4 protein-coding genes are annotated in these 4,420 nt (G+C 65.0%); all 4 read left to right on the forward strand.

The window, feature by feature from the left end; genetic code table 11:
* The first annotated feature begins 119 nt into the window (after positions 1-119).
* Positions 120-539 (forward strand): 50S ribosomal protein L17, encoded by a 420-nt coding sequence (gene rplQ, locus JOZ79_RS04850; RefSeq protein WP_294071387.1) that lies wholly within the window; start codon positions 120-122, stop codon positions 537-539.
* Positions 540-619: 80 nt separating this feature from the next.
* Positions 620-2,773: a prolyl oligopeptidase family serine peptidase gene (locus JOZ79_RS04855; protein WP_294071389.1), complete on the forward strand. Its 2,154-nt coding sequence runs from the start codon at positions 620-622 to the stop codon at positions 2,771-2,773.
* 125 nt (positions 2,774-2,898) lie between these two features.
* A complete protein-coding gene (locus JOZ79_RS04860; RefSeq protein WP_294071391.1) occupies positions 2,899-3,477 on the forward strand; it encodes a hypothetical protein in 579 nt (192 codons plus the stop codon).
* A 48-nt stretch (positions 3,478-3,525) separates the two neighbouring features.
* The coding region (gene guaA, locus JOZ79_RS04865; RefSeq protein ID WP_294071393.1) for a glutamine-hydrolyzing GMP synthase at positions 3,526-4,420 on the forward strand (895 nt) is incomplete at its 3' end.

Genomic DNA, 4,420 nt, shown 5'->3' on the forward strand with positions numbered 1-4,420 from the left:
CGCGTCCGGCGGGCTCAGCAGCTCGCCGTTGTCATTTAGGGCTTTTGCGCAGCCGCCCGAAGAGCTGCGTGGCTGGGGATGCCTCGCACGGTCCCCCGACGAACTGAAAGGAATGACCCATGCGCCATCGTGTTGGCGGACGTAAGCTTCAGCGCACCTCAAGCCACCGTGCGGCTCTGTTCCGCAACATGGCGGCCGCGCTCATCAAGCACGAGCAGATCACCACCACTACGGCCAAGGCGAAGGAGCTTCGCCCCTACGTCGAGAAGCTGGTTACGCTCGCCAAGCACGGTGGCCTCTCGAACCGCCGCCTCGCTCAGTCGCGGCTGATGGACGATGCGCAGCTTACCAAGCTGTTCGACGTGATCGCTCCCCGCTACGCCGACCGCAACGGCGGCTACACCCGCGTCATCAAGGCCGGCATCCGCCTGTCGGATGCAGCGCCGATCGCGATCATCGAGTTCGTCGACCGCGACGTTGCCGCGAAGGGCCAGGACTCCGGTCCGGTGATGACCGAGGAGCAATTCGAGGCGGCTTAAGTCTCTTTAGGCAATTGAATTCCGGGGCGCGGCTGTTACCCAACGGCCGCGCCCTTTTTCATGCGCGCTGGAGGGATTCGATGGAGCGGAGGATCGTTGGTGCGTTGCTGGCTGGTGTCGTCGCGATGAGTTCGGCACCCACGAGCGCGGCCGCCGATCCCGCCACCACGGCGCCCGCCGCCATCGTCTATCCGCCGACCCACACCGTCGATGTAACCGAGACCCACTTCGGCGTGCCGGTCGCGGATCCCTATCGCTGGCTCGAGAATGACGTGCGCACAGATCCTCAGGTGAAGAGCTGGGTCGATGCCGAAAATGCCGTCACCAACCGCTTCCTTGCAACCCTGCCGCTGCGCGACTGGTTCAAGCAGCGCCTGACCGCGCTCTATAATTACGAGCGGTTCGGACTGCCGCTGAAGAAGGCCGGCCATTATTTCTACACCCACAACAGCGGCCTCCAGAACCAGGCAGTGCTGTTTGTCCGTGACGGCCTCAACGGCGAGCCCCGGCAGCTGATCGACCCCAACGGCTGGTCGGCCGACGGCGCCACCGCGCTCGCCGAATGGACTCCGAGCGAGGACGGGCGCCTGCTCGCTTACTCGATCCAGGACGGCGGCACCGACTGGCGCAGCGTCCGGGTGATGGACGTCGCCACCGGCAAGATCCACTCGGACGAGCTCAAGTGGCTGAAGTACAGCGGCGGCGTCAGTTGGGCGAAGGACGGCAGCGGATTCTATTACTCGCGCTATCCGGCTCCGGCGACCAAGGCCGAGTATCAAGGCTCGACGCTCAACAATCGCATCTATTTCCACAAGCTCGGCGCGCCGCAGAGCGCCGATCGGCTGGTCTACTCCACGCCCAAGAGTCCCAAGCTCACCCATGATCCGCAGGTCAGCGACGACGGGCATTGGCTGGTCATCTCGACCAGCGAGGCCGGCGACGAGAACGACATCCATGTCGTCGACCTGCGCAAGCCGGGGAGCCGTCCGGTCGCCGTCTTCACGGGCCTCAAGAACCAGTGGAGTTACGTCGGCAATCGAGGTCCCTGGTTCTACTTCTCGACGGACAAGGGTGCACCGCTCAAGCAGGTTGTGACTGTCGAATATGATCGTCCGGCCCGGCCTGTCACCGTCATTCCCGAGGCTAAGCAGGCCCTCGACAGCGTCAGCATGATCGGCGGCAAGCTGATCGCGAGCTACCTCGTCGATGCCAGGAGCGAAGCAGGACTCTACAGCCTCACGGGGCACAAGCTGTCGACGATTGCTTTGCCGGGTCTGGGAACCGTGGGCGGTTTCGGCGGCGAGGACTCCGATCCGGAGACGTTCTTCGCCTTCACCAGCTTCAACCGGCCCAATACGATCTACCGCTACGATGCGTCGAATGGACGGGCGAGCCCGTGGGCTGAGCCGAAGCTGACGTTCGACCCCAATTCGATCTCGATCGAGCAGCGCTTCTATACGTCCAAGGACGGCACTCGCGTGCCCCTGTTCATCGTCCGCAAGAAGGGGACAACCGGCCCGGCGCCGACGATGCTCTACGGTTATGGCGGCTTCAACATCTCGATCACGCCGAGCTTCAGCGCGCCCGACGTCGCCTGGATCGAGCGCGGCGGCGTCTATGCGCTCGCCAATATCCGCGGCGGCGCCGAATACGGCAATCCTTGGCACGACGCAGGCCGGCTCACCCACAAGCAGAACGTGTTCGACGATTTCATCGCGGCGGGCGAATATCTGAAGGCCAACGGAATCTCATCGCCGCATGGCCTGTCGATCATCGGCCGCTCGAACGGCGGACTGCTGATCGGCGCCGTCACCAACCAGCGCCCGGACCTGTTCGACGCGGTCAGCCCGGGCGTCGGCGTGATGGACATGCTGCGTTTCGACCAGTTCACCGCCGGCCGTTACTGGGTCGACGACTACGGCCATCCCGATGTCGAGGCCGACTTCAGGACGCTTCTCGCTTATTCGCCCTATCACAACATCAAGGGCGGCCGGGCTTATCCGCCGTTGATCGCGGTCACCGCCGACACCGACGATCGCGTCGTCCCCGCGCACACGTTCAAATATATCGCGCGGCTCCAGAACACGCCCGACGTCGGCACGGCGCCGCACCTCGTTCGCATCGATACTCGGTCCGGCCACGGCAGCGGCAAGCCGATCACCAAGATCATCGACGAATATTCGGACGTCTATGCCTTCCTCGGTCACTTCACGGGTCTCGACCAGGCGCAGTGACCCGCGAGCCTGAACGGCGGCAGACGTTGCGGTTCAGGCTCGATGCAGGACCGTAATGATAAGAACTCGAACCGTTCCGGCTCGTTGACTCCGTCGGAGCCGGGAATGCGTATCGAGGAGAGTGCATGATGCCTCTGTCAAAGGTTCTGGCGGGCGCCGTCGTTGCGGCCGCGATGATGTCTGCAGCGCCGGCAGCCGCGCAATATTATCCCTATGGCAACGGCTATGGCGCCGGCCCGATGATGGGTAATGCGCCGGGCTACGGTTATGGCTACGGCGGCTATGACGGCAACCAGTCGCCGATGGTCAGCCAGTGCACGGCGGCGGTACAGGCGCGGCTCAGCGGTAGTGGCGGCTACGGCTATTCGACTTATGGCAACGGCAATGGCGGCCGCGTGCTTGGAATCAGCCGCGTCGATCCGCGCGACGACGGCGGCTTCACCGTCCGCGGAGTCGCCGCGAGCGGTGCCTATGGCTTCGGCGGAAACCAGCAGCCCGACCTCACCTTCCGCTGTCGAACCGACTTCCGCGGCACGGTTACGGACGTCAGCATCCAGCCGGCGCAGCGCGCCTATAGTCCCTACGGATCCTATGGCACGGCGCCCTATGGCTATGCGCAGCCCTATGGTCAGAGTCCCTACGATCAGGGTCAATATTACCAGGATCGGGATAATAGCGGGCCGTACGGCTACACCCGCTACTAGGCGACCGCGCGGCTTTACTGGCGGGCGGATGCTGCCTATCCGCCCGCCATGACGGTCAAGCCAACAGAATCGATCCTCATCGTCGACTTCGGCAGCCAGGTGACGCAGCTCATCGCCCGCCGGGTTCGCGAGGCCGGGGTCTATTGCGAGATCGCGCCGTTCAACGCCGCCGAGGCGGCGTTCGAGCGGCTCCAGCCCAAGGGCGTCATCTTCTCGGGCGGCCCCGCCTCCGTCACCGCCGCTGACAGCCCGCGCGCGCCGCAGGTCATGTTCGACAGCGGCATCCCGTTGCTCGGCATCTGCTACGGCCAGCAGACGCTGCACCAGCAGCTCGGCGGCAAGGTCGTGACCTCCGACCAGAAGGAATTCGGCCGCGCCTTCATCGACATCGTCGCGCCCTCGGCCCTGTTCGATGGCCTGTGGCGTATCGGCGAGAAGCATCAGGTGTGGATGAGTCACGGCGACCGCGTCGAAGCGCTCGCGCCGGGCTTCGAGGTCGTCGCCGTATCCGAGGGTGCGCCGTTCGCGATCGCCACCAACGAGGACAGCAGGCGCTATTCGATGATGTTCCACCCGGAGGTCGTGCACACGCCCGACGGGGGCAAGCTGCTCGCCAACTTCGTCCGTCACGTCTGCGGCTGCACCGGCGACTGGTCGATGGCGAGCTACCGCCAGGCGAAAATCGCCGACATCCGCGCACAGGTCGGCAGCGGAAAGGTGATCTGCGGCCTGTCCGGCGGGGTCGACAGCGCCGTCGCCGCCGTTCTCATCCACGAGGCGATCGGCGACCAGCTGACCTGCGTGTTCGTCGACCACGGCCTGATGCGGTTGGGCGAGGCGGAGCAGGTCGTCGCCCTGTTCCGGGGCAGCTACAACATCCCGCTCGTTCACGTGGACGCCAGCAACGACTTCGTTGGTGGCCTCGCCGGCGTCACCGACCCCG

This window comes from Sphingomonas sp. (assembly GCF_019242355.1).
GTDB lineage: Bacteria > Pseudomonadota > Alphaproteobacteria > Sphingomonadales > Sphingomonadaceae > Sphingomicrobium.

What these genes read in the sequence shown, in the direction of transcription:
- rplQ (WP_294071387.1), top strand. Translation starts at nt 120, where the DNA reads ATGCGCCATCGTGTTGGCGGACGTAAGCTTCAGCGCACCTCAAGCCAC.
- JOZ79_RS04855 (WP_294071389.1), top strand. Translation starts at nt 620, where the DNA reads ATGGAGCGGAGGATCGTTGGTGCGTTGCTGGCTGGTGTCGTCGCGATG.
- JOZ79_RS04860 (WP_294071391.1), top strand. Translation starts at nt 2,899, where the DNA reads ATGATGCCTCTGTCAAAGGTTCTGGCGGGCGCCGTCGTTGCGGCCGCG.